The organism is Bacillus sp. FJAT-44742 (assembly GCF_002797315.1).
GTDB classification, from domain to species: Bacteria; Bacillota; Bacilli; order Bacillales; family Marinococcaceae; genus Thalassorhabdus; species Thalassorhabdus alkalitolerans.
The window spans coordinates 1,082,734-1,106,862 of record NZ_KZ454936.1 but is presented as its reverse complement, the minus strand read 5'-3'; the positions used below and the strand labels follow the sequence as shown (position 1 = coordinate 1,106,862).

Annotated in this window: 25 protein-coding genes; 8 read left to right on the top strand and 17 right to left on the bottom strand. The window is 40.8% G+C overall.

Features of this window, described 5'->3' with window-relative positions:
• Nucleotides 1-2 precede the first annotated feature (2 nt).
• The 4 genes from CEF17_RS19865 to CEF17_RS05635 all read left to right on the top strand — a co-directional run bounded on the left by CEF17_RS19865 (nucleotide 3) and on the right by CEF17_RS05635 (nucleotide 3,497).
• Complete coding sequence (locus CEF17_RS19865; RefSeq protein ID WP_157842937.1) at nucleotides 3-161, top strand: hypothetical protein; 159 nt, start codon at nucleotides 3-5, stop codon at nucleotides 159-161.
• A gap of 244 nt (nucleotides 162-405) precedes the next feature.
• Complete coding sequence (pgsB, locus tag CEF17_RS05645) at nucleotides 406-1,602, top strand: poly-gamma-glutamate synthase PgsB (RefSeq protein ID WP_100398665.1); 1,197 nt, start codon at nucleotides 406-408, stop codon at nucleotides 1,600-1,602.
• Nucleotides 1,602-2,051, top strand: coding sequence for a poly-gamma-glutamate biosynthesis protein PgsC (gene pgsC, locus CEF17_RS05640; protein ID WP_100398664.1), 450 nt, complete (start codon nucleotides 1,602-1,604; stop codon nucleotides 2,049-2,051). Before pgsB ends, pgsC begins: the two co-directional genes overlap by 1 nt.
• A gap of 12 nt (nucleotides 2,052-2,063) precedes the next feature.
• On the top strand, nucleotides 2,064-3,497 hold the full coding sequence (locus tag CEF17_RS05635; RefSeq protein ID WP_100398663.1) for a CapA family protein: 1,434 nt from the start codon (nucleotides 2,064-2,066) through the stop codon (nucleotides 3,495-3,497).
• A gap of 31 nt (nucleotides 3,498-3,528) precedes the next feature.
• On the opposite strand, the gene CEF17_RS05630 is transcribed toward CEF17_RS05635, so the two are convergent.
• The 4 genes from CEF17_RS05630 to CEF17_RS21005 all read right to left on the bottom strand — a co-directional run bounded on the left by CEF17_RS05630 (nucleotide 3,529) and on the right by CEF17_RS21005 (nucleotide 6,714).
• Nucleotides 3,529-5,145: a carbon starvation CstA family protein gene (locus tag CEF17_RS05630; RefSeq protein ID WP_100398662.1), complete on the bottom strand. Its 1,617-nt coding sequence runs from the start codon at nucleotides 5,143-5,145 to the stop codon at nucleotides 3,529-3,531.
• Nucleotides 5,146-5,162: 17 nt separating this feature from the next.
• On the bottom strand, nucleotides 5,163-5,669 hold the full coding sequence (locus CEF17_RS05625; protein ID WP_100398661.1) for a DUF8052 family protein: 507 nt from the start codon (nucleotides 5,667-5,669) through the stop codon (nucleotides 5,163-5,165).
• A gap of 232 nt (nucleotides 5,670-5,901) precedes the next feature.
• A complete protein-coding gene (locus CEF17_RS05620; protein WP_100398660.1) occupies nucleotides 5,902-6,195 on the bottom strand; it encodes a CC/Se motif family (seleno)protein in 294 nt (97 codons plus the stop codon).
• A 375-nt stretch (nucleotides 6,196-6,570) separates the two neighbouring features.
• Nucleotides 6,571-6,714, bottom strand: coding sequence for a macro domain-containing protein (locus CEF17_RS21005; RefSeq protein WP_442857431.1), 144 nt, complete (start codon nucleotides 6,712-6,714; stop codon nucleotides 6,571-6,573).
• Between the two features lie 264 nt (nucleotides 6,715-6,978).
• Between CEF17_RS21005 and CEF17_RS05610 the strand changes: the two genes are divergently transcribed.
• Nucleotides 6,979-7,695 carry a YqjF family protein gene (locus CEF17_RS05610; protein WP_100398659.1) on the top strand — a complete coding sequence of 239 codons (717 nt, stop codon included), beginning with the start codon at nucleotides 6,979-6,981 and terminating at the stop codon, nucleotides 7,693-7,695.
• A 53-nt stretch (nucleotides 7,696-7,748) separates the two neighbouring features.
• On the opposite strand, the gene CEF17_RS05605 is transcribed toward CEF17_RS05610, so the two are convergent.
• The 5 genes from CEF17_RS05605 to CEF17_RS05585 form a co-directional block, all read right to left on the bottom strand.
• On the bottom strand, nucleotides 7,749-8,774 hold the full coding sequence (locus CEF17_RS05605; RefSeq protein ID WP_100398658.1) for an STAS domain-containing protein: 1,026 nt from the start codon (nucleotides 8,772-8,774) through the stop codon (nucleotides 7,749-7,751).
• A gap of 91 nt (nucleotides 8,775-8,865) precedes the next feature.
• Nucleotides 8,866-9,792 (bottom strand): manganese-dependent inorganic pyrophosphatase, encoded by a 927-nt coding sequence (locus CEF17_RS05600; RefSeq protein ID WP_100398657.1) that lies wholly within the window; start codon nucleotides 9,790-9,792, stop codon nucleotides 8,866-8,868.
• A 224-nt stretch (nucleotides 9,793-10,016) separates the two neighbouring features.
• Entirely contained in the window at nucleotides 10,017-10,568 is a 552-nt protein-coding gene (locus CEF17_RS05595; protein ID WP_198508890.1) for a hypothetical protein, read from the bottom strand.
• 160 nt (nucleotides 10,569-10,728) lie between these two features.
• Nucleotides 10,729-11,331: a class D sortase gene (locus CEF17_RS05590; RefSeq protein WP_100398655.1), complete on the bottom strand. Its 603-nt coding sequence runs from the start codon at nucleotides 11,329-11,331 to the stop codon at nucleotides 10,729-10,731.
• Nucleotides 11,332-11,430: 99 nt separating this feature from the next.
• The gene (locus tag CEF17_RS05585; protein ID WP_100398654.1) at nucleotides 11,431-12,099 is read right to left on the bottom strand and encodes an HAD family hydrolase; all 669 of its coding nucleotides are present in this window, start codon (nucleotides 12,097-12,099) and stop codon (nucleotides 11,431-11,433) included.
• Between the two features lie 112 nt (nucleotides 12,100-12,211).
• On the opposite strand from CEF17_RS05585, the gene CEF17_RS19860 reads away from it, so the two are divergent.
• Complete coding sequence (locus tag CEF17_RS19860; RefSeq protein WP_157842936.1) at nucleotides 12,212-12,376, top strand: hypothetical protein; 165 nt, start codon at nucleotides 12,212-12,214, stop codon at nucleotides 12,374-12,376.
• A 229-nt stretch (nucleotides 12,377-12,605) separates the two neighbouring features.
• Here the strand turns inward: CEF17_RS19860 and CEF17_RS05580 are convergent, their stop codons facing one another.
• The 6 genes from CEF17_RS05580 to ablB all read right to left on the bottom strand — a co-directional run bounded on the left by CEF17_RS05580 (nucleotide 12,606) and on the right by ablB (nucleotide 18,186).
• A complete protein-coding gene (locus tag CEF17_RS05580) occupies nucleotides 12,606-13,259 on the bottom strand; it encodes a 3-oxoacid CoA-transferase subunit B (protein ID WP_100398653.1) in 654 nt (217 codons plus the stop codon).
• Nucleotides 13,244-13,945 (bottom strand): CoA transferase subunit A, encoded by a 702-nt coding sequence (locus CEF17_RS05575; RefSeq protein WP_442857448.1) that lies wholly within the window; start codon nucleotides 13,943-13,945, stop codon nucleotides 13,244-13,246. Before CEF17_RS05575 ends, CEF17_RS05580 begins: the two co-directional genes overlap by 16 nt.
• 19 nt (nucleotides 13,946-13,964) lie before the next feature.
• On the bottom strand, nucleotides 13,965-15,326 hold the full coding sequence (locus CEF17_RS05570) for an aspartate aminotransferase family protein (protein WP_100398652.1): 1,362 nt from the start codon (nucleotides 15,324-15,326) through the stop codon (nucleotides 13,965-13,967).
• A 69-nt stretch (nucleotides 15,327-15,395) separates the two neighbouring features.
• Nucleotides 15,396-15,680, bottom strand: coding sequence for a YokU family protein (locus tag CEF17_RS05565; protein ID WP_100398651.1), 285 nt, complete (start codon nucleotides 15,678-15,680; stop codon nucleotides 15,396-15,398).
• Nucleotides 15,680-17,101, bottom strand: coding sequence for a lysine 2,3-aminomutase (ablA, locus tag CEF17_RS05560; RefSeq protein ID WP_100398650.1), 1,422 nt, complete (start codon nucleotides 17,099-17,101; stop codon nucleotides 15,680-15,682). Before ablA ends, CEF17_RS05565 begins: the two co-directional genes overlap by 1 nt.
• 215 nt (nucleotides 17,102-17,316) lie before the next feature.
• Complete coding sequence (gene ablB / locus CEF17_RS05555) at nucleotides 17,317-18,186, bottom strand: putative beta-lysine N-acetyltransferase (protein ID WP_232725422.1); 870 nt, start codon at nucleotides 18,184-18,186, stop codon at nucleotides 17,317-17,319.
• Between the two features lie 160 nt (nucleotides 18,187-18,346).
• On the opposite strand from ablB, the gene CEF17_RS20305 reads away from it, so the two are divergent.
• Nucleotides 18,347-18,520 carry a hypothetical protein gene (locus CEF17_RS20305; RefSeq protein WP_198153430.1) on the top strand — a complete coding sequence of 58 codons (174 nt, stop codon included), beginning with the start codon at nucleotides 18,347-18,349 and terminating at the stop codon, nucleotides 18,518-18,520.
• Nucleotides 18,521-18,589: 69 nt separating this feature from the next.
• On the opposite strand, the gene odhB is transcribed toward CEF17_RS20305, so the two are convergent.
• Together odhB and CEF17_RS05545 are read right to left on the bottom strand one after the other, a co-directional pair.
• Complete coding sequence (gene odhB, locus CEF17_RS05550; protein ID WP_100398649.1) at nucleotides 18,590-19,849, bottom strand: 2-oxoglutarate dehydrogenase complex dihydrolipoyllysine-residue succinyltransferase; 1,260 nt, start codon at nucleotides 19,847-19,849, stop codon at nucleotides 18,590-18,592.
• Nucleotides 19,849-22,698, bottom strand: coding sequence for a 2-oxoglutarate dehydrogenase E1 component (locus CEF17_RS05545; protein ID WP_100398648.1), 2,850 nt, complete (start codon nucleotides 22,696-22,698; stop codon nucleotides 19,849-19,851). The genes odhB and CEF17_RS05545 overlap by 1 nt, the downstream gene beginning before the upstream one ends.
• A gap of 597 nt (nucleotides 22,699-23,295) precedes the next feature.
• Here CEF17_RS05545 and CEF17_RS05540 point away from each other — a divergent pair.
• On the top strand, nucleotides 23,296-24,093 hold the full coding sequence (locus CEF17_RS05540; RefSeq protein ID WP_100398647.1) for an HAD family hydrolase: 798 nt from the start codon (nucleotides 23,296-23,298) through the stop codon (nucleotides 24,091-24,093).
• Nucleotides 24,094-24,129: the final 36 nt, after the last annotated feature.

Below are 24,129 nucleotides of genomic sequence, written 5' to 3'. Positions count from 1 at the left end.
TTGTGAAGCAATTGTTAGGGTACTCTCTATTCGTACTCATGCTGGTTACGTTTATGTTTTCTTTCAGACAGGATGAAGGCCTGACATCAGAAGAAGAGAATCAGATGGACCAGATAAGAAATGATTACTTTCAACAGGAAGAAATTATAGATTCTCCTTAAGGGAATTGTAACATTATGTTCATTTTTCCCTTGCCGCCCTTTCTTTTACATGGAAAGGGCGTCTTTTTTCACTTTTTTTCTACAATGTTACATAAAATACTTTGAATATAGGTCAGGTTGTTCATTTACTTGTCGCAAAGAGTGTTATATTATTGTTAAGGATTTACTCAACATAAATGTGTTTTGAGAAGGGAAAAATAGGGTTAGTACTTATAGAGAGTATGTTACTAGGAGGATCATAACAATGACTTTAATGTTCTTGGCGTTTGCTCTTGTTATCGTAGCAGGAGTAATCGAAAAGCAAAGAACCCAAAGAGCAATAGATTCAATTCCTCTGCGAGTGAATGTGAATGGTGTTCGGGGCAAATCGACTGTTACCCGTTTAATTACAGGGATTGTTAATGAAGAAGGGTATAAGACAGTAGGAAAAACAACCGGGACAACCGCCCGGAAAATTTATTGGAACGGTGAAGAAAAACCAATCCAGAGAAAGCCTGAAGGGCCTAATATCAGAGAACAAAAAGAGGTTCTTCAAGAAGCATCCAAACTAAATGCTAATGCGTATGTAAGTGAGTGTATGGCAGTTAATCCTGATTATCAGATCACACTTCAAAATGAATTCCTGCAAGCGAATTACGGTGTCATCGTGAATGTGCTCGAGGATCATATGGATGTTCTTGGCCCTACTCTGGATCATGTAGCAGAAGCCTTTACTGCCACAATTCCTCATAATGGACACTTAATTATTAATAAGGGGCCTTATGAGTCCTATTTTCGTGTTCTCGCTAAAAAAAGAAACACAAAAGTCTATATTGCAGACAAGGATGCTATACCAGAGGATTACCTGAACAAATTCACGTACATGGTATTTCCTGATAACGTGGCAATCGGACTTGCGTTTGCAGAAGCAGCAGGTATAGACAAAGAAACGGCTTTAAAAGGGATGCTAAATGCCAATCCAGACCCTGGCGCCCTTCGCTTTCTCCCTTTTAAAGATAACCATGACAACGTGTCATATTTCATTAATGGGTTTGCAGCTAATGATGCAACCTCGACATTAAATATTTGGAAGCACATTGAGGAGTCGGATTATCCATCAGAAGAGCCGGTTATTATTCTAAGCTGCCGTGATGACCGGGTAGAACGGACGGAACAATTTGTCAAAGATGTTTTGCCAAAATTGCCTCCTCATCGTTTAGCTTTAATCGGATCCTTCACTCAGCCTGTAGTCAATGCCTACAAGCGTGGAGAGCTTCCAGCTAAAGAACTCATCAACCTAGAAGATAAAACAATCACTGAAATAGCAGACGTATTAATGGAACAAGCAAACAATACTACTCTGTTTGGATTGGGCAATATCAAAGGAGCAGGCGGAGAGCTTGCGGACTATTTCCAAAATAAATCCAAATCAGACGATTCAGTTAAAGAGGAGGCCATGTAGTGTTTGGTACAGATTTATATATCGCATTAATTGTGGGAGTCGTTTTAAGTTTAATTTACGCAGAAAGGACAGGCGTCATGCCGGCAGGGCTAATCGTTCCTGGTTACCTTGCCCTGGTATTTGACCAGCCTGTCTTTCTCCTTGTTGTCTTTCTTGTAAGCTTGCTTACTTATGTCATTGTCGCTCATGGACTGGCGAGGATAACTACCCTTTATGGCCGGCGCAAGTTTGCTGCCATGCTTTGTACAGGTATTGTACTGAAAGTGCTTTTTGATTACTTCTATCCGGTGCTCCCCTTTGAAATATACGAATTCAGAGGACTAGGGGTCATTGTTCCCGGATTAATTGCAAATTCTATTCAAAAACAGGGAGTCATCCCTACTATTTCCAGTACACTTGTCCTTAGTGCTCTTACTTTCGGAATTATTACAGTTTATTACTTAATATAGGGGTTTTAGATCATGGCAAATAGAAGAAACCTTACTTATAAAGAAAAAGTGTTGGCAGCAGGAAAAAAACATAAGAAAAAAGCCCTTCCCCACTCTCTTGTTGCCCTTGGCCTGTGTATTATTCTTTTAATTTCAGCTAGACTCTTAGAACCTGAGCCATCTGCCAGTGATGTTCCTGATACTGAAGGCTCCATATTTACCGCTTCCATGGTTGGTGACATAATGATGGGCCGCCACGTTGAAGAAGTAATGAATAATCACGGGGATGACTATATTTTTGAACATGTGGCGCCAGTATTTGAAGCCTCTGACTATACGACAGGAAACTTTGAAAATCCAGTTATCTTAAACGAAGATGAATATGACTCAGCTGACAAAATTATTCATCTCTTCTCAAAGCCACGAGCAGTTGAAGCCTTACAGAATGCACACTTTACCACTATCAACCTGGCAAACAATCATATGATGGACTATCAGCTTGAGGGCCTGGAAACTACTCTCCGAACGTTCTCCCGTCCGGAGGAAGCCAAGCCGGAAGATGATACACACTTAGATCCAGAATTAAGTGCTCTCCTTGAAGCAGAGCTTCCACAATACGACGTCCAGGCGATAGGTGGAGGCAGAGACTTAGAAGATGCCATGCTTCCTTCCTATCATACGTATGATGTGAACGGGCAGGAATTAACAGTCGCTACTGTCGGCTTTAACGATGTCTTTTACTCTGCCATGGAACAAGCAGACGATAACAGCCCAGGGGTATTAACGACAGATCCTGGCTACATTTCAGATACCTTGCAGGCCGTTGAGGCGGATCTTGTGATTGCTCATATTCACGCAGGACAGGAATACGACAGCGCTCCTACCTCTCGCCAAAAGGAACTAATGAGATTTATGGCAGATGCCGGCGCTGATATCGTGGTTGGTCACCATCCACACGTACTCCAATCTGTAGACATTTATAACGACAGCATCATCATGTATTCCATCGGAAACTTTGTTTTTGATCAAGGGTGGACAAGAACACGAGATACTGTCATCGCCAATTACCAGCTCCAGGATGATGGTCAGGCTACGTTGGAAATGCTTCCTTACCGTATATTTGAATCTCAGCCCAGACCTTTGACAGGGGCAGCGGCTGACCTGCACAAGCAGAGAATTTTCAGGCAGCTGACCAAAGATACAACTCATACTGAATCTATCCGTGAAAATGATGAACGTCTCATCTTTGAAGTCGATCATTCCCATGTGATTGAACGGATGAATGAGCCTGATGAAGAGGAAAACGCTCCTCCTGAACAGACAGAAGAATCATTGGAGGAAGAATATGATATAGAACCACCTCAAGAAACAGAAGAGCCGCAACAGCCAAACGAAGGTATTATTGAAGATGAACCTGTTGAGGAAGGACCAACAGACGGTCAAGATGAAGGACACTTTTCACCATAAAAACCTGGCGAATTCTCGCCAGGTTTTTTCATTACTGTTTCACTGTGATGTCTTTATTTTCTTTTCCGAAAATGGCTCTCCACCCTTCAATGGCAAGGAAAATACAAAGAACAAATAAAATGAAGGCGCTTATCACTAAAAACATATTACCGGCCAGCAGATTATTATACATTAAGACGCCAAGAGCGGCTACTGTGACAACAAACATAAATACCATGGGAATTGCTGTATAAAATGCCTTTGCTCCCTGCTTTGACAGCCAGACGGTAATGGCGAGAAGGGCCAAGGCTCCAAGCATTTGGTTAGCAGCTCCAAACAACGGCCATACCGTTGACCAGGTACCAGTTAATGCCAGCGCACCAGCCCCGACTAACCCCAAGGAAGTAGCAGCATGATTATTCTTGAATGCCTTTGTTCTCCCCTCACCAAGCTCCTGAATCGCATAACGCATTAACCTTGTAGCTGAATCCAGCGTGGTTAACAAAAATGCAGAAGCGGTAAGGGCTGTAAAGGTAACGGCAGTCGCTTCAGGGATGCCCCAGTGTGACATAAAAAATCCAATGCCGGCCGCAAATGTTCCGATTGGCCCCCCTAGAGCGTCCATCCGTGCGGCAAAATCAGCCTGAGTTAAATAGGCAACACTTCCAATAGCTATAATGGCAAGAAACCCTTCAAGAAGCATCCCGCCATAGGCGATGAATTTTCCATTTTTCTCATTATCCAGCTGTTTTGCCGTAGTTCCGGAAGAAACAAGGGAATGAAAGCCGGAAATTGCTCCGCATGCGATCGTAATAAATAAAATAGGAAACAAAAACCCCAGTTCCGGATTCACAAATCCTGTATAGGCCGGAAGCTGCATCATAGGTGCTGCAATTAATATACCGATCGCAGCTCCAAAAATCATCCCGTATAAAAGAAATGAGTTAAGATAATCTCTTGGCTGCAGCAACACCCAAACAGGAAGTATGGAAGCGACATAAGCATATACAAGCAGAATTACAGCCCATACATTTGCTGATAATGAAACCGGAAACAAAATTCCCATCCACACACAAAATAACATGACTAAAACTCCGAGGATGGTGGCACCCAGTAAGTTAATTTTAAGCTGGTTTACAAGGAAACCAAATATAATAGCAACCGTTAAAAACAAGATAGAAGCCGTGGCTGCTTCGGGCACAGCTACAAATGTATCCGCTACCAAAATAACAAAAACACCTACGATCAAAATCAATGTGGCAATGGAAAATGTAAGAAACAGAAGCTGTCCTCTGTTGCCGATGTATTCCTTAATAATCGTACCAATGGATTGAGCCTTATGTCTTATGGAAGCCTGTAAGGAGGTATAATCATGAACACCGCCGATAAATATACTTCCTACTATTATCCAAATGACCGCAGGCAGCCACCCAAACAAAGCTGCTGACACTGGCCCTACAATGGGACCTCCCCCGGCTATTGTGGCAAAATGATGGCCAAGGAGGACTGGTTTTTTTGCCGGGACGTAATCCACGCCATCATACAGGGTTGAAGAAGGAGTTTCTCTTCCTGGATCTACTTTCATTTGTTTTTCTAAAAAACGGCCATACGTAAAGTAAGCAATAATAAAAATAACTCCTGAAATTAACAGCAAGGTTAACAGATTCATGAATATTTACTCCTTTCCTAGAGCAAGGTATCAAACACGTAAACCAGCTCTCTCCCTTTTTTATGGATATAAATTTCTTTTTCTTTAACTTGTACAATGGCAATATATAAATCGGCCCACCCATCTTTTCCATAATTTAAAAATTTGATTTTTCGAAAACGCCTTGCCATTTTTTTTGCTTCATTGGCTACCTCTCCTTCTGTTACAAGGACCCCTGCAAACATCGTTGACATATGCTCTCCTTGGTTTGGGATGAAACTTTTCATATGAGTAAGCATTGATTCTGTCATCCTTTTTATGTCTTTTGCTGCAATATGCTCTATTTCTTTTACAAATAGAAAGTGCTGGTTTTGCACCTCATACACTCTAACTTTCTTTGTTAGAAAGTACTTTTCATCCTTGCGGTGATACTCTGCAGTAAAGGAGAGGGGTTCGTTTCCCAGCTTCGTATCTCTATACACATTGTATTGATTCGTCATTCTATTTGCAGCTTCTGTTATTAGCCCCTGCACCTGATTATTCAATCTTCTCCCCCCCATATATTTGTTTAAATGTTCAGTTAATTTACAACCTCCCTTTTTCTCCTTTCTTTATAATCATTAGAAAATATTTCGACATTAATTCTCCGGTTCCTTTTCCTCGAAAGAATATATTTTATGAGTATATTATGGGATTACATCCCACAAAAAAAAGATGCTACTCTTTAGCATCTTGTCAGTCCTTTCTAAAAGTCTTTTGAATGATTACATTCGTAACTTATTTCTTTTTTCGGCGAAGGCCGGAAACGTGCAAATGCTCAAATGGCCCATATCCTGTAATGTGCATTTTTACGTCTTTTTTCTCTTCGAGTCCCTTGTGCACATACACCAGGACGTCATTGACAACCACTTTGTTATAAAAACTTTCCTCTTCAGGTGTTCCATGAGAAAGTATTGTATCTACTGATTTAGATTGCACTACCCCATGCAGAGGGTGAAAAGGATCTATAGTAACTGCTCCGCCTCGTTTCATTATCCAGGCCCGCGTTTTGGCATTGATGTTGATTTTCACTGTATCTCTCCTCCTTTACACGCATTTCTTTATGTTATTCTATGTTATAAGTAAATACCCTGCGTTATGAGGAGAAAAACTTGTATTTTTTTATTTATTTGTTTGTATATGAGGATTTTCGATTATTTTCCGCATTAAATCGCGAATTACTCTTTCTTTTTTATGTACAAGACAGTATTTTCTGCACCAAAGCACACAAAATAGATCTCCATTTCTGTTTTTTGCTTATTTAACGTTTCTTTTTCACTGTCCTCCTAGCCAAAGGGAGCGGTCAAATCTTTGGGATAATTGTAAACCCCCGTGCTTATATTAGGAAAAGGCAAACTATCAGCCGTATATATTCAATGGCAAGCTCAACATTTTTTCCTAACAGCTTTATAGTTTTCCAGCTTCTCCTCTGGTTCCTCTCATCCATACAGGTCCGACTGTGTGAATGATATGATCAGCTTGAAGCTCCCCAGCACTCGTAATTACCGCACTTCCAGTAGGACAATAACCTATTTCCCTGCATTCTTCCATGATTACGGGGCCTCCTGCCTGATAAATGGGGCTGTCTACCCACCTCCTCCTTGTAATCCATTATTTGCAGCATTACCAATAATATCGCATGCGGTTGTTGTAATGTCTCCATGGATGACCTTAAGCTTTGTCACTCTCTTTCTCTAACTTTCAGAATCCAACTCTTTTTTTACATACATACTGTACTCTTCGTCTTTTATTTTTGCAAGGTTTCCTCATCACCGGTAAACTAGAAGATAACTGATTAATTGAAGAGGTGAAACCATGGCTGATCAAGAAAAACCTGTCTACCTTATGAACATGACCTGGAAAAACGTCTTATTTGCACATTGGAGCTATCCTGTGGAAGAATTGCAGCAGATTTTGCCTGAAGGAATGGAAGTAGATACATATGAAGGGAAAGCTTACGTAGGAATTGTTCCCTTCTTCATGGAGGATGTACGAGCTCGCTTCATGCCTCCCCAAACTTCTTTTGCGTTTCCAGAACTCAACCTGCGTACATATGTGAAAGTTAATGGCGAGAAAGGTGTATATTTTTTTAGCCTTGATGCTTCTAATCCTCTTGCTGTGGAACTAGCCAGACGACTTTTTCATTTAAATTATTACCATAGTGCATTCTCATGTGAAACTTACGGGGATGACACTCGCTATGTTCATCAGCGCAAAAACAGTCCTGCTCGCTTTGTCGCCCAATACCAGCCTGAGGGCGCAGTATTTTATTCTAAGCCCGGGACATTAGAGTATTTTTTAACAGAAAGATACCGCCTGTTTTCCTCTTCAGGCAGCCAGTTGTTTAAAGGGGATATTCATCACTCACAATGGCCCCTTCAAAAGGCATCCATGTATCTAAAGGAAACCAGATTATTTGAAGTCAATTCCTTAACGATGCCAGAAGAAAAGCCTCATCTTCTTTATTCAAAAGGTGTACAGGTTCTGGCCAACCGTATAAGAAAATTGCCTGACTCGGCTCCCATTGTGTAAGAAAAAATAAAAAGACCTGTCATCTGATGCGAGGATGACAGGTCTTTTTCTACTCACTCTTCTACAATTTTTAATCCCTTTTTGCCAAAGGCATAGTAAATGCCATGCTCCAAGGTTTGAAAACAGTCCAGCCTGGATAAATCTATATTCTTCTGAGCCATGATGATACTTAATTCACCGGAGATTCCAACTAAAATAGTTTTCGTTCCTATTAATGAGGTGGCAGCAGCCAACTTGTCTATTAAGGTGGAAGTATGAGGAGTAAGGTCACGATCAAGGCCGGTTAAATCCAAAATAAGATACTTTGCTTTATATGCCGGAAGGTTATTCAGTGTTTTTTCAATCAGTTCTTCCATTCTCTCTTCATCATACTTTCCTAAAAGAGGAACGACCACAATGCCCTCAATCACTGGAATCATAGGAGAAGAGAGGGTTTTCACCAGGGTCTGCAGCTCATCTGTTTTGCTTTCGACCAGTTCTTCTAATCTTGCTATTTCTTTCGCTTCCCTTGATCTTATCAGCGCATGAATGTTTTCTTTTACTGTTATTGACGATGGAAAATACTCTACAATTGTATGCTCATGTCCTTCAATTTGGTACTGCTTCACTGAATACCAGATGTTTTCATTAAAGAGACCACTGAAGATCCCGGCGTAATGAGCCGGAAGAAATGTTCCTCCAGTTTGTTTCCCCTGAGCTACATTTATTTTATATTCCCAGTCATCTTTCAAGTGCATGATAGCAGTCTGTTCTTTTACATTTATATCTACCACGACAGCTGATCCCCATCCTGCTGATCCGTAGGTTCGGGTGATAAGGTTTGCAGCTTCCTCAGTACTGACCTGTTTAATGTTTTGAAAATACTCTCCTACCACTAATCCTTGCCTGAAGCCAGTGGTCTCAAGGACAACATTGGCCGGTTCCTTGCCGGACACTTCTTCGATTGTATCAAAAAACTCTTTCATTGCTGTAGATATCCAGAAAAGGATCGAATCCTCTCCTTCAAACAAAAAGCGCCCTTTTTTAGTATCCCAGCCAAACTGCAAATTATTGATGTTTATTTCATGATTAAGCTCCATCCTATACAGCCTCCTATTCTTCCACTGACCAGCAAAGGAAATACCATTAAAAAAAGCATAACCTTCAAGTTATGCTTTTTAATCCTGCTTTTTACTTTAAAGCATCTGTCAGGGAAGGAACAATCTGTTTCTTACGAGATACTACATCCTTTAGTGTTGCCCTTTTGTTATCCAATGTTACATTAAATGCTCTTTCTACTCCTGCAGCTTCTTTACCAAGGGATAGCACTACCGAGTTATTTTCAAGTATATCAGTCACAACAAAGACAAACAAATCCAAATTCTTTTCCTCAATCACTTTTGAAATAGCAGCTTCCAATTCATCTTGCTGTTCGAGAACTTCCTCAGCATCTACAGTGTTCACTTGTGCGATTTCCACTTTGGCATTTCCCATTTGAAATTCTTTTGCATCAAGAGAAATCAGCTCTTCAATGGATTTATCACTTAAGTCAGCTCCTGCTTTAAGCATTTCCAGTCCGTATTCTTCACTGTTTACGCCAGCGATGTCCGCTAATTCTTTAGCTGCATCAATATCTTCCTGGGTACAAGTAGGGGACTTAAATAAAAGAGAATCTGAAATAATAGCAGACAGCATAAGGCCGGCAATATTCTTTGGAATGTCTACGCCCTGTTCTTTGTATAATTTCTTTAGAATGGTTGCTGTACATCCAACAGGTTCTGCACGGTAATACAAAGGATCGCTTGTTTCAAAATTTGAGATTCTATGGTGATCAATTACTTCCACCACTTTTACCTCTTGAATGTCATCTGCACTTTGCTGGCGTTCGTTGTGGTCTACTAAAATAACGTCCCCACCCTCGTTTGCAACCGTTTCCACGTAACGAGGAGCTTCTGCATTAAAATAGTTAAGCGCATATTCAGTCTCTCCGTTGACAGAGCCTAAGCGAAGCGGCTCAGCCTCCACTCCGATCTGCTTTTTTAAGTCAGCATAAGCAATTGCTGAACAAATTGTGTCGGTATCAGGATTTTTGTGTCCAAAAATAAGTACTTTTCCCATGGGACCACTCCTTGCTAAGTATTATGATATGAATTCTCAACTTTCATTCTATCACGTTTTGCAAACTGGGTCTTGGTCTGATTGTACTTTGTTCCTGAAAAATTGAGTATGTTCACCCACTCTTTTTGGGCCCGGGAGTGCTCCATTCCAGTCATCAAAATAGTTTGTACAAAAAACCCTTTGTCACTGGAAGTCTCTCCAAAAACAAAGGGTTTATCTCATAGTTAATGAGCAAATTGCTGTTTAGCTTTCTGTTCTATTTTCTTAATATAATGAAAGACTTTCTCTTCTCTTCTCTTATACTCGCTGATTTCCGTAACTCTGTGCAGCTCTCTATATTTAGCCCGGATTTCAAGTAATCCAATTACAAACTCATTTACCTTCTTTTTCTTTAAGAAGACCTCAATAGGCAGATTCTCCGCATAAGCCTGCTCCTTCACAGCCTTATACTCCTGAATGTCTATAAAGTCCAAAAGTAGACTCCCATTTTCCACTAGGGATGTAATTTCATTTACTTCAAGCACCTCTACTAATACTTCTAGGGCTTTTCGATCATCATTGTTTCCTTTAAACTGGTTTCTTTCTTCTTCAAGTGCCATTGAGGATCGTCCATGTTCCACCCTTAGTGTCCTTGCTTTATTACAAATAATTACCTTGAAATTCTGTTCTTTTAAGTTTATATGAAAGGTTCCAAAAACTACCTCAGTTAACAGTGATGCCTGTTCCATTTCTCGCTGCACCTTAATAAATTGCTCGGTAATATTTACCACTGACATCATCACCTCAGTTTGTTTTTTTTATTATAAAATAAAGTGGAGTAAAATTAAAATAGTTTTTGGAGATTTTTTCAATCTTTTACACACTTTTTCCGTAATATGATTTCATCACTTTTATGAAGACATAGAAAAAAAGATGCGGATTCTTTCCACACCTTTTTCAATTTGTGACCATTTCGCCTTGTATGATATAACGGTCAGGAGCGTTCCCTATATAATCAAACGGGTAACAGGTTGTAAGAGTAAGTGTTGGTGTCTCTTTATCGACAATCACCGTTCTGTCCTCAGCTCCGGTAATCCATATGTCCTTAACAGCATACTCGTACACCTCATTCTTATACTCTATATATAAAGAATCTCCTTCCTTCACATCACCTAATGCGGTAAATACTGTATCTCTATGCCCGCTTACGACTGTATGTCTGAATTCATCTGGAGTCGTAGTCCATTCGCTTACATACATTCCAACACCCTGATCGAGTGTTTCCTCATCTGCTCCCCAATACACAGGGTAGCCTGTTTCGATAGATGGTATCTTTAACTGGGCCATCTCTTCCCCAGTTGTAAAATTCTCCACTTCATCACTCATTTGAGGATCTTGATGTTCTATGTTCTCGCTTGGAGAGACTGCATGAGCTGACAGTTCCTCACTTTCTTCGGAGGGTATCTTTATTACAGCCTGGGAACTACTATACCACTGATACCCATAGAAAACTGCCATGCTCAGGCCCAGCCCGATAATAGCAATAAGTATTTTTTCCATGCCAACCTCCTTTTTTCTATTTTTTCAAAAATTATAGAAGAAATAAACCCATATCTTTCAATTTTCTTTTTTTATCTGCTGTACTTCTCTTTGAATAAATTACATATGATTAAACAGCTCGGTAAGTCTGGTCACTTCAAATTCCGGAGAGACATGAACTGGATTATTTCTTTTTCCCCTGTTAATCCAGACTGCTTTAATGCCTGCTTTCTGTGCCCCATGCACATCATCTTTCAAAGAATCACCCACATGAAGAACTTCTTCCGGCCTGCAGCCTGCTTGCTTTAACCCTTCTTTATATATTTCTACTCGTGGCTTATAAGCACGTACATCTTCACTGGTTATCAGTCCCTCTACATGAAGGTGATGGTAGTCGGCTGCCTTTTCTAAATCCAATTTGTCAATATTTGAAAGAATAAAGACAGGAACCTTGACTTCTTTTAAAAACAGTTCAGCATCTTTATATATTTCAGGTCTTTCCCAATAGTCAAAAATAAATTGGGCGTGTTTATCAGCATCCAGCTCAGCGTCGAAATAATCCAATGTTTCTTTTAAGGAAATAATTTCAATTTCTCTCTGCCTCAAAAAATCTTTCCCGTAGCTAGTCTCAAACCTCTCAGAGAAGCGATTCCACCAGTACTTATTTACCTCCTGCCAGGTACAAGGATTGTTTGCCCGTTCAGCTGTTTTTTTGCTAATTTTCTCAATCATCTCGTTATCCTCAACAACAATGGTGCCAAAAAAATCTAAGAATATCGCTTTCGTCATTGACTTATGACTCTCCTTTTCTTTTCATTTAATCAATTAGCAGGGCCACTTTTTCTCCCATCTCTTTTTTTCTTACCCTTTTTTAATAGATGATTAGCAGCTATTTTTCTACATGAAAAAAGAAGTGGTCATTACAATTAAAAAAATGGCATCTTCAGGGAGCAGACATACGATCGCTTATTTTTATGTAAGGCCCCTTAACGTTGAGGCAGTTTCAGAAAAAAGAGATATCCCATTCTCCGGAGGGTTGTCCATCATTCTAGTCGGCAAATTCTAACAAAAACCAGCAGAAATAGGTGTAGAGTCCAGGGGGAAAAGCAACAGCTGAAGATCTCCAGTGAGTAGTGATCTTTAGCTGAAGCGTTGCCCTCGCTAGTGAAAGCTTGAACCAAAGTAGATTTGAGTCTTTGGCAGTGGTTAATTGTATTCCGGCTGAAAGATACCTTTTATATTATATTCTAACTAGAAAGGGGAGGCCGTGTCACCAACCGGTCACCAGCCTCCTGTCAGGTAAGATGTTGAGAAATGAAAAGGGGGGCATCGGTTTGATCGATAACTTCTTGCACAGTATAGGGATACATAACCTCAGTCAAGCAAAGGCCTTTATCAGTTACAGCAATAACAGCCCTATCTGTAATAACCGTGGAAACACATTCTTTTGCGGTTAAAGGCAGAGAGCAGGAAGAAACTATTTTTGACTTTCCCGCTTTATCCACATGACTCATTACAACCACTACTTTCTTAGATTTGCAGGCCAGCTCCATGCCTCCTCCAATACCAGGCACCCTTTTACCAGGCACAATCCAATTAGCCAGATCTCCTCTCTGACTTACTTCCAAGCCCCCGAGAACTGACAGGTCAATATATCCTCCTCTTATCATTCCAAAAGCTGTAGCGCTGTCAAAGTAAGAAGCCCCTTCTTTCAATGTAATGGGAAAGCCCCCTGCATTACACAATGCCGGGTCTTCCTTCCCTTCCCCGGGTGAAGGCCCCATCCCTAATATCCCGTTCTCGGCATGAAACATCACCTGAACATCCTTAGCAACATATTCAGGAATTAGGGAAGGAATACCTATACCCAAATTCACGATCATTCCGTCTGTTACTTCTTGTGCGGCACGCTTAGCAATGTTTCTGCGACTGTCTATTCCCATGCCCATGTCCAATCGATCCCTTCACTTTGTACCACTTTATCTATAAATAAACCGGGAGTCACAATCATTTCCGGATCCAGTTCTCCAGCTGGTACAATTTCTTCAGCTTCTGCAATCGTGTAGCTTCCCGCCATCGCTACCAGGGGATTTGTATTTCTTGCACTCTTATCATAGATTAAATTACCAAACGTATCCGCTTTTTTGGCATACACAATGGATACATCTGCCCGTAAAGGCCGTTCGATAAGAAAATCCTTATCGGCTATAGTAATTGTGTTTTTATTTTTCTCTACCATCGTCCCTATGCCCACGTCAGTTAGAATACCTCCAAGCCCCATGCCTCCCGCTCTGATTCTTTCAGCTAAAATCCCTTGGGGAGAAAATTCAACTTCAAGCTTTCCCGCATTCATCAAAGAACCTGCTACAGGGTTTGAGCCAATGTGGGAAGCTATTAATTTTTTTACTCTTCCTTCTTTAACCAACCTGCCAATTCCAATGTTTGGAAACGATGCATCATTGCCAATAAGAACCAGGTCTTTTACATTTGAGTCAACTATACTTTTTATTAATGAAGGAGGGTTTCCTACCCCGCCAAACCCTCCATACATTAGAACCATGCCGTCTCTTAAAGGCTCGAGTGCCTTTTTGATTGTTGAAATTTTGTTCTTCATTTTTTTTGCTTGAGAATCCATTATTTCCATGACTCCCCTCTTACGACACAAAATGATGTCCTTCTTTGCAAAGCTCTTGCAGAAGTTCCTGGAAAACATCCTGCAGTATAGTCATCATTTCATCGATTTCCTTTCTCGTTACAATAAGCGGGGGGGCAATAATGACTGCATCACCTTCGTATCCTCTTTCTCCTGCTGTGGCTGGGTAAATGAGCAGTCCTTTTTGCTGTGCTTTATTTATCACTCTTTCGGTTACTGCTGCCTTTCTCGGAAATGGCTTTTTTGATACTGGGTTACATACAATTTCTATTCCGGCAAGAAGCCCCTTCCCTCTAACCTCACCGATTACTGGAGTAGACTGTTTCAGCTTTTTTAGCTTTCTAAATAAATACTTGCCTTGCAGGCTTGCTTTTTCAATTAATTTATATTGATTCATGTATTCAAGGACAGCAAGAGCGGCAGCAGCTGACTGTGGATTTGCACTGAAAGTATGGCCACTCATAATACTTTTTGATCCGTTGAGCACAGGCTGCAGAACACTCTCCTTGCAAAGAGCAGCTCCTATTGGCGCATAGCCCGCTGAAAGACCTTTTCCGGTTACAATAATATCTGCTTCTGATGTCCAGTGCTCTAACGCAAACATTTTTCCAGTCCGTCCGAAGCCTGTCATTACTTCATCAGCTATAAACAGTACATTGTTCTTTTTGCATATTTCCTGGACTTGTTCATAATATCCGGGTGGGGGTACAATGACTCCTCCAGCTGCTCCAATAATGGGCTCAGCAATAAATGCCGCAACGTTGTCGTTTCCAGCTCTTTTAATTGCTCTTTCTATATCCACAGCACACATCATATTGCACTCAGGATATTCCATATGAAATGAACAGCGATAACAATAAGGAGCCTCTGCATTTGGGCCATCATCTAAAAGGGTGACAAACTTTTCCCGCCTTAACTTATGGCCCGATAATGACAGGGATCCCAGGGTGATACCATGGTAGCTCATCCACCGGGAAATAATTTTATTTTTTTGAAAAAGCCCTTGTTCCTGAAAATGCTGAATAGCGATCTTCATAGCTGTTTCCGTTGCTTCTGATCCGCTATTTACAAAAAAAGACCAGTAATTCTCTTCGCTGTTTACTGCTTCATTTATTTTATGAGCCAGCAGTTCTGCTGGAGAGTTTGTAAATTGAGAGCGATATACAAAAGATATTTTTTTTGACTGTTCTTCCATTTTTCTAATTATTTCCGGTATTCCATGCCCAATACTTGCAGTTACTGCACCTGAAGAACCGTCTATATACCTTTTTCCTTCTGTATCATATATATAAATTCCAGATCCATAAGAAGCAGCAGGATAGCTTTTAGTAAGAAAAGGTTTAATTAATAGGGATTTCTTCATGTTCTTTTCCTCTCTTCAACCTGGCTCAGGAAGGAGCATTCCATCTTTCACCTTAAAACCATTCTCTACCTACAGTTCATCGTACCTAAAGTAATTTCGTTTTAACTTACGAGGAATTTCCATTAGCTTTTGATACGATATACTTTTTGTGACTTGATCTGTATCGATGAGTAATAACTGGTCTTCCAATTGAATAATCGTGTCTTCTTCCTGGTATACCATGCCACATTCTTTGCACTGCACAGCAGGAGTATCCGTAATTTCTATTGCTCTGGTTCCATCAGGAAGTTCCCAATACACTGTAGTTTTGGATGTAACGGCGCTTTCTGACTCACACCATTCACAAAGAATCATCAGTGTTTTTCCTCCTTACTTCCACCAGAATCTGTATTTCCTTTTTTCAGCTGGGCTTGATATTTTTTCTCTTTCAACTCATCTCTCTTTTCACGCAAATCCTTTAACGTCTTGTGAGAAGAATTACTTTGGAAGCTTTTCCTTCTATCATATCTTTCTAATGTTGACGGAATCAGTGTGCTCTGTTTTTCATTTAAGAGAGAGGCAATACCCGTTTTCGCTTCTTTATCCTCCAGGTCTTCATACACCTGTGTAAAATAATCCTCTGCCGTCCCAGGAGTGTAATTTACTGGTTCAGGATACGTGGTAATCACACCTTCAAAATTACGCATCACTATTTTTTCTGGACTCTGAGAAATGATGTAGTTAGGCTGGAGAGTAATTTTCCCTCCTCCCCCAGGTGCATCAACAACAAAAGTGGGAACACTGTAGCCTGAAGTGTGGCCGCGCAGCCCTTCCATTATTTCCAGTCCTTTAGAAATCGGTGCCCTGAAATGGCCGATCCCTTCTGATAAATCACATTGATATATATAGTAAGGCCGAACGCGTATTTTGACTAAATCGTGCATGAGTCTTTTCATTATAGAAACACTATCGTTAATACCCGCCAATATAACCGCTTGGTTTCCTACAGGCACGCCTGCATCAACAAGCATCTCACAAGCTTTCTTTGCTTCTTCTGTAATCTCGAGAGATGTATTAAAGTGGGTATTTAACCAAACTGGGTGATATTTTTTTAAGATGTTACACAAGTTCTCAGTAATCCGTTGCGGAAAGACTACAGGTGCTCTTGTTCCAATGCGGATAATTTCTACATGTGGAATCTCTCTTAGCCCTTTTAGTATATATTCAAGGATTTTGTCATTAATTAATAACCCGTCTCCTCCAGATAATAAAACATCTCTTACCGATGGTGTGTTTTTTATATATTCTATGGCACCATCAAGCTGTTTCTTGGGCACTCCCATTCCAATCTGCCCTGAAAAACGTCTTCTAGTACAATACCTGCAGTACATAGAACACTGATTTGTAACCAAAAACAGCACCCGGTCCGGATAGCGGTGCGTAAGTCCCGTAACGGGAGAGTCCTCATCTTCTTCTAACGGGTCCTCCATATCATACTTCGTTTTCTGGATTTCTTTGTTTATGGGTACTGACTGCATACGAATAGGACAGCGCGGGTCATTTGGATCCATTAGTGAAGCATAGTATGGGGTAATATTTAAAGGAATGGTTTTCGTTGAAATTCTAACGCCCTCTTCTTCTTCAGGAGTTAAGTGAATAACCTTTTTTAAGTCATCTAACGTACGGATCGTGTTGGTAAGCTGCCAGATCCAATCGTTCCACTTCTCTTCAGGAACATCTTTCCAAAGTTCAAATTCACTCCAGTGGAGCTTAGGTTTATAAAGCTTATGATTCATGAAATAACCTCCTTTTCAAGGTTTCAGTCAGGATAGACGTAAATGAAAGGCTCAGTTGCTGCTATTCTATCGGGTTCTGATCTGCCTCTCATTCATATCAGTTATCAAACTAGACTGAAGAGCCTTTTTAGAAAAACTTTTTCATTATGAAAAAGCAGTTATAGTCCATGCTTATGACAATTAAATGAAATATATTTTAAAGAGCACCCATTTCCTTACGGAAAGGAATGGTGGACAGTCAGATCCTTAACCCATACGTTCATGTTTTCAAGGGAATTATAAATATAGCAGTTATTCGTCAGCCTCCCCCTGTACAAGTACCCTAGCTGACAGAAGGCGCTATTCATGCCAAAGGAAAGGGCCCTGGCAATTGAATAAGCACAGATGATCTTTTGCTTGTACAACTCCTTTTCCAGTTCTTGTAGAAGAAATTTCATAAGACCATGCTTTCTTTCCTCCGGGATTGTTGCACAATCTGTTAATTCTGCATTGCGATACGTGTGATTCACCTCTGCCGAAGCAGCACTGACGATTTTTTTATTTTTTTCAGCTACAAAAAAAACCTGTCCTTCACTCAGCTTCTTTTTTACATAGGCAGGCTCGTTCATCGGTGTGGGGTAGATAGAAAATACTTGGCTGTATAAACAGGCAAGTTCCGTAGAATCCCTTTCATTTGCTTTTCTTATTGTATAGGCAACAGGTGCCTTGTCTGGATCCTTTCTCCTAATGTTTTTTTTAAGGACTTTTGTCAATAACTCATCTTCCTCCAGCCAGCTGGCGGTGTATCGACGATCAATCGTTTGATATTTTACCATTGCATAATTATCGGCACCGCTGAAATATTTTGAAAAGACAGCCTCTGGGGTATACCCCTTCTCAAGGAGTGACATCCAAGTTTCCTGGAATGAATAAATAATTAGTTTTTCAAACGGTTTGTTTACAGTAAGCTTTTGGATGGTGTTGAGCAATACATCCGTTGAACCATAAAATCCATCCACACGCAGTCGTTTGTTAAAGTAATCCATTTCTATTTCTGCCTGAAGGTTATCTTGGTGCACAATGATTGTTTCGGATTGTAAATTCACTAGATGCTCCTTTCTGTCCAAATTTCTTTCTTCAACCAATATATGTAGGAAATGAAGCCCTTACCACCTACGAAAATACCTTTGATCACCGGTTTATTTTCTGGAAAATTGCACACGATAATCATAGGTGTAAATTTTAAATAAGAAAGGCGGAAATCAAATGAAAGAAAAAGGCAGACAAGGAGAAGAACCAACAATTGCGAATGGGATAGATGACGATGAAGAACTCAGTGAAAGAGCTACAGAGGAAGAGATTAAAAATGGGGAGTCAACGAGAGTCATAACCCTAAGCTATGATGAAGATCCTCGATTAGGAGATAACAGAAGAGAGTAGAGGACAAAAAAGAATCCCCCGTATGTTCAGGGGATTCTTTTTACAAAGTTTTATAGACTGATGATGTCCTTATCCTTCAAGAAGGAGAGTTTCAGGGTCTTCTAAAAGTTCTTTTACTTTTACAAGGAACCCTACAGCTTCTTTACCATCAACGATACGATGGTCATAGGATAGGGCAATATACATCATTGGGCGATTTTCCATTTTTTCTTTATCAATAGCCACTGGGCGCCATTGGATCGTATGCATCCCAAGGATACCAACTTGTGGTCCATTCAGGATCGGTGTGGATAGCAGGGAACCAAAGACACCACCATTTGTGATGGTAAAGCTTCCACCTTGAAGATCCGAAAGGGCCAGCTTGTTATCACGGGCTTTTTTAGACAAATTGAGTATTTCCTGCTCGATTCCGGCAAAACTCAATCTGTCAGCATCACGGACAACAGGAACGACGAGTCCGTCGTCAGTAGATACGGCCATGCCAATATCGTAGAACTCTTTTTTCACGATCTCTTTATCTTGTATTTCAGCATTAAGGTACGGGAACTGTTTCAAGGCAGCTACCACTGCTTTCGTGAAGAATGACATAAAACCAAGCTTTACATCATGCTGATCAAGGAATGCATCTTTTCTTCTTTTCCGCAAATCCATAACCGCAGAAAGATCAACTTCATTGAAAGTAGTCAGCATGGCAGACGTTTGCTGAACATCTACTAAACGGTTCGCAATGGTTTGGCGTCTGCGGGACATTTTTTCCCTTACAACTGGCTTACCGTTGAATTCATCTTTATTTGCTGCAGGAGCAGCTTCCTTCTTAGGTGCTGAAGGCTGTGATTGCTTTTGCTCGGATCCTTTGTTTGCCTCATAGGAATCCACATCTTCTTTACGGACACGGCCTAGTGGATCACGCGTTGGCACCTGGCTGATATCGATTCCTTTTTCCCGTGCCAGCTTACGAGCAGCCGGTGAAGCGACAGGACGTTCAGAAGCCGGAACCTCTTCTGTCTCCTCCTGAGCTGGAGATTCCTGCTTAGCATCCTCTTTAACTGATTCTTGCTTTGGCGCTTCTTTCTTTTCTTTGCTTGCACCGCCAGCAGCTTCCCCTACAATTGCAATGACATCCCCAACCTGAACTGTATCTCCAGGCTCTTTAACCAGCTCCTGGATGATACCGGACTCTTCAGAAGTAATTTCTACGTTAACTTTATCCGTTTCGAGTTCAGCGATGTTTTCACCTTTTTCCACTTGATCACCCGGCTGCTTCAGCCATTCTGCAATCGTTCCTTCTGTAATAGATTCAGCGAGTTCTGGTACTTTGATTTCAGCCATTATTTAGGGCCTCCTTCTGATTTCTGGTTCAGTGCTTCATTGATAATGCGGGACTGTTCTTTTTTATGAACTTTTGGATCACCTTCAGATGGGCTGGAACGTCTTCTTCGTCCGCTGTAGCTTACATCAGCCCCCTCCGGTGCCACCTGGCGCAGCAACGGCTGGATATAAGTCCACGCTCCCATATTGGAAGGTTCTTCTTGTACCCATACCACTTCTTTTACATTATTGTAACGTGAAATCACTTCTTGAATCTCTTCCTCAGGGAAAGGATAGATTTCTTCTACTCTTACAATATGAAGCCAGCTTGTATCCATATCATCATTTATTGTTTCATGCAAATCAATTGCCATTTTTCCAGTACAGAAGATCAAACGTTCAACCTTTTCTGCATCCTGCCCAGTTTTCGGTTCTTCCAAAATCGGTTTAAAATGACCTTGGGTAAACTGATCTGCAGAAGAAGCAACATTTGGGTTACGCAATAAGCTCTTAGGTGTTAAAAGTACTAATGGTCTTACTTCCTCTTTTTCCAAAATAGCAGCCTGCCTTCTTAATAAGTGGAAATACTGAGCAGAGCTGGACAGATAACAGACATTCCAGTTGTTTTCAGCTGCTAGTGTCAAAAAGCGTTCTGGGCGAGCGCTGGAATGTTCAGGACCCTGCCCTTCATAACCATGCGGCAGAAGCATAACCATGCCAGATTTCTGGCCCCATTTTGCCCGGCCTGCAGAGATAAACTGATCAAACAGGACCTGAGCAGCGTTTGCAAAATCTCCAAATTGCGCTTCCCATAAAACAAGCGTTTCTGGTGAATGAACATTATATCCATATTCAAAACCTACTACTGAACCTTCAGAAAGCGGGCTGTTATGGACCGCAAAGGATGCTTTCGCATTAGATAATGTATGAAGAGGAGAATAAATATCCCCATTTTTATAGTCATGGAGCACGATGTGTCGGTGAGCAAATGTTCCGCGCTGGGAATCCTGACCAGTCAGCCTGACAGGAGTTCCATCAGTAATAATAGATGCATAAGCCAACGTTTCAGCGTGCGCCCAATCAACCTTTCCGCCTTCTTCAAATGCTTTTTCCCGGCGTTTAAGAATTTTTTCTAATTTAGGAAAGACCGAGAAGCCTTCTGGCCACGTGATTAATTCTTTATTGATATGACGAAGTTGATCTGTCTCTACCCCTGTTTCTATAGTTGGAAGTCTCGACTCTACCTCCTCGGGTATTTCAACTGGAACTGGTTCATCTGATTTATTTCCAGATACCTTGTCATATTTTTCCTGCAGGTTCGCCATCATGTCTTCCTTGATTTGTTCAGCTTCTTCCTTAGTGATTAGTCCGTCTTGAATTAAACGGTCAGCATAATATTCACTGGCTGTCTTATGCTTTCTGATTTTTTCGTAAAGATGAGGCTGTGTTGCGGCAGGCTCGTCCATTTCGTTATGACCAAAACGACGGTATCCGATCAAGTCAATGAGAAAATCCTTTTGGAATCTTTTCCTATATTCATAAGCAAGCTGCACCGCTGCAATACATGCTTCCGGATCATCAGCATTTACATGAACAACAGGGATTTCATAGCCCTTTGCCAAGTCACTTGAATACATCGTAGAACGGGAATCATGAGACTCTGTAGTAAATCCAAGCTGATTGTTAGCAATAATATGAAGTGTTCCGCCAGTTTGATATCCTTTAAGCCGGCTTAGGTTTAACGTTTCGGCTACGATGCCCTCTCCTGGGAAGGCAGCATCCCCATGTATAATGACCGCTGTTGACTTAGAGGTATCTTGTCTCGGGAAACCCGGCGCAGACCTGTCATCCTGAGCTGCACGGGCAAATCCTTCTACTACCGGGTTTACGAATTCCAAGTGACTCGGGTTATTTGCAAGAGTGATTCTTGTTTCATAAGACTCCTGCTGAATAGATTTCTCAGCACCTAAGTGATATTTCACATCTCCAGTCCACCCATAGTTAATTCCGGTGGAACCCTCTGATGGAACAAGCTCTTTGTTAGGAGAATGCTGAAACTCAGAGAAGATCATGTCATATGGCTTACCGAGCACGTGAGCAAGAACACTCAGGCGGCCCCGGTGCGCCATTCCGATCATGACATCTTCCGCTCCTCCGCGGGCTGAATCATGTACATACTCATCAACGATGGGAACTAAGGTATCGACACCTTCTATAGAAAACCTCTTTTGACCGACAAAGGTTTTATGCAAAAATTGCTCAAAGCTTTCTACTTCACGTAAACTGGTGAAAAGTGATTTTCTTTTCTCATCAGATAACGTTTTATAAATTTCACCTGATTCAACCATCTTATTAAGCCACTGGTGTTCTTCAACATCATGAACGTGGTCAAATTCAAAGGCGATTGTTTTTGTATAAGAGTCCTTTAGATGGCTAATCGCCTCAAGGCCATTAGTCACATGGGACGGCGCATCAGGACAAATGATATCTGCTGGAAGTCTTTCAAGATCTTCCTCAGTTAGTCCATATTCCTTGGGATTTAAAAAAGGATTGTCGTCTCCCGGCTCTTTAAGCGGATTAATATCCGCAGACAAGTGACCATGAACTCTGATATTTTCAGCTAGCTTAACGGCGGCTGCTACTTTATGTACGCTAGCAGCTGTTTCTCCTTCTTGCTGTGCAGGTGCATGTCCGTTTACTATCTTTACGTCACTGGAAGGCGGACCAAATTGATCAAACCAGTCTTTCATATCAGGATCTATGGAACTTGGATCTTCCTGATATTGTTCGTAAAGATCCCATACGTACCCCAGGTTAGGACCGTAAAACCCTTCCCATGGTTCCCCCTGCTTGGTTGCTTTTCTGCTCATCTGAACAAACCTCCAACTACTAAGTGATGAAAAATTTTGAACATGGGTGACAGTAAAACTTATTATTCTGAATGAAAGATTCTTATGTAGGGATGGTCTTCCATTGCCCTTAATTCCTTAAAACTCTTTTTTCTAACCACTCCTCCTGAGTCATTGGACTAATGCGAGAAGTACTTCAATAAACAAATGTTGATTTATGGATAAAGCACCCCCCATTTGGGGAGAACGCTTTCACCAATTAATTTTAACATGATGTAAACGCATTCTCAAAAATATCCCGTGTTTTGTCGCATATCTTTGCTGAGAATTCAGTAAGGACTTTGAGAAAAAACGAATCATCATGCCTATGATATAAATCCAGATTGTAAAAAGTCGTCAATTTGTGTCTAATATGTGAAAGCTATAAATCTATTGTACAATAAAAAACATGATTTTTCAGGCACTCTCGCAAAAATTTTTAATTTTTTCGGTATCATTTTTAAAGCTTAACTATTCTAAATTTATCAAATTTTCCGTTTATTTATCTTATCCTGCAGCCTGCTTTAAATGTGCTAAAATAAAAAGGCATACATACCAATGCCAGGAGTGACTTTCATTATGATTAAAGGTGTAATTTTTGACTTAGATGACACGCTTCTTTGGGATAAAAAAAGTGTCCAGGAAGCTTTCCGGGAAACATGCAAGGAAGCACAAAAAGAAAAAGGAATTGACCCACTATTATTGGAGGAGAAGGTAAGAGAAGAGGCAAGTGCCCTCTACTGCTCTTATGAAACCTTTCCTTTCACTAAAATGATAGGAATTAACCCTTTTGAGGGGTTATGGGGAGATTTTACAGACAAAACCGATATTGGGTTTAGAAAAATGAGCAAAATGGCTCCAGATTATCGAAAAGAGGCGTGGACAAGAGGCTTGAAGCAAGCAGGAGTGGACGATCCTGTTTTTGGAGCATACCTTGCTGAACGGTTCCCTTACCACAGAAGACAGTTGCCCTTTGTATATGATGACACCTTTGAATTGTTAGCAGAACTTCAAAAAAACTATCGCATGCTCCTCTTGACTAACGGCTCTCCTACTTTGCAGAATGAAAAGCTTGAAATGACACCTGAACTTGTTCCTTATTTTGACTACATTCTGGTCTCTGGAGCCTATGGAAGAGGAAAACCTGATGCGAGCATATTCGAACATTCCTTGTCTCTTTTAAACTTGACAAAGGATGAAGCTGTAATGATTGGAGACAACCTCAACACAGATATTAAGGGCTCTAATAAAATAAATATGAAAAATATCTGGATTAACCGAGAAAACAAGGAACCTCAACCAGACATCCCCTTTACTGAGGAAGTCAAAAGTTTAAAAGAAATTCCGGAAATCCTGAAAAAATGGAATGAAAACTAAGAATAGCATTTTCCTGAAAGCAATCAGGAAAATGCT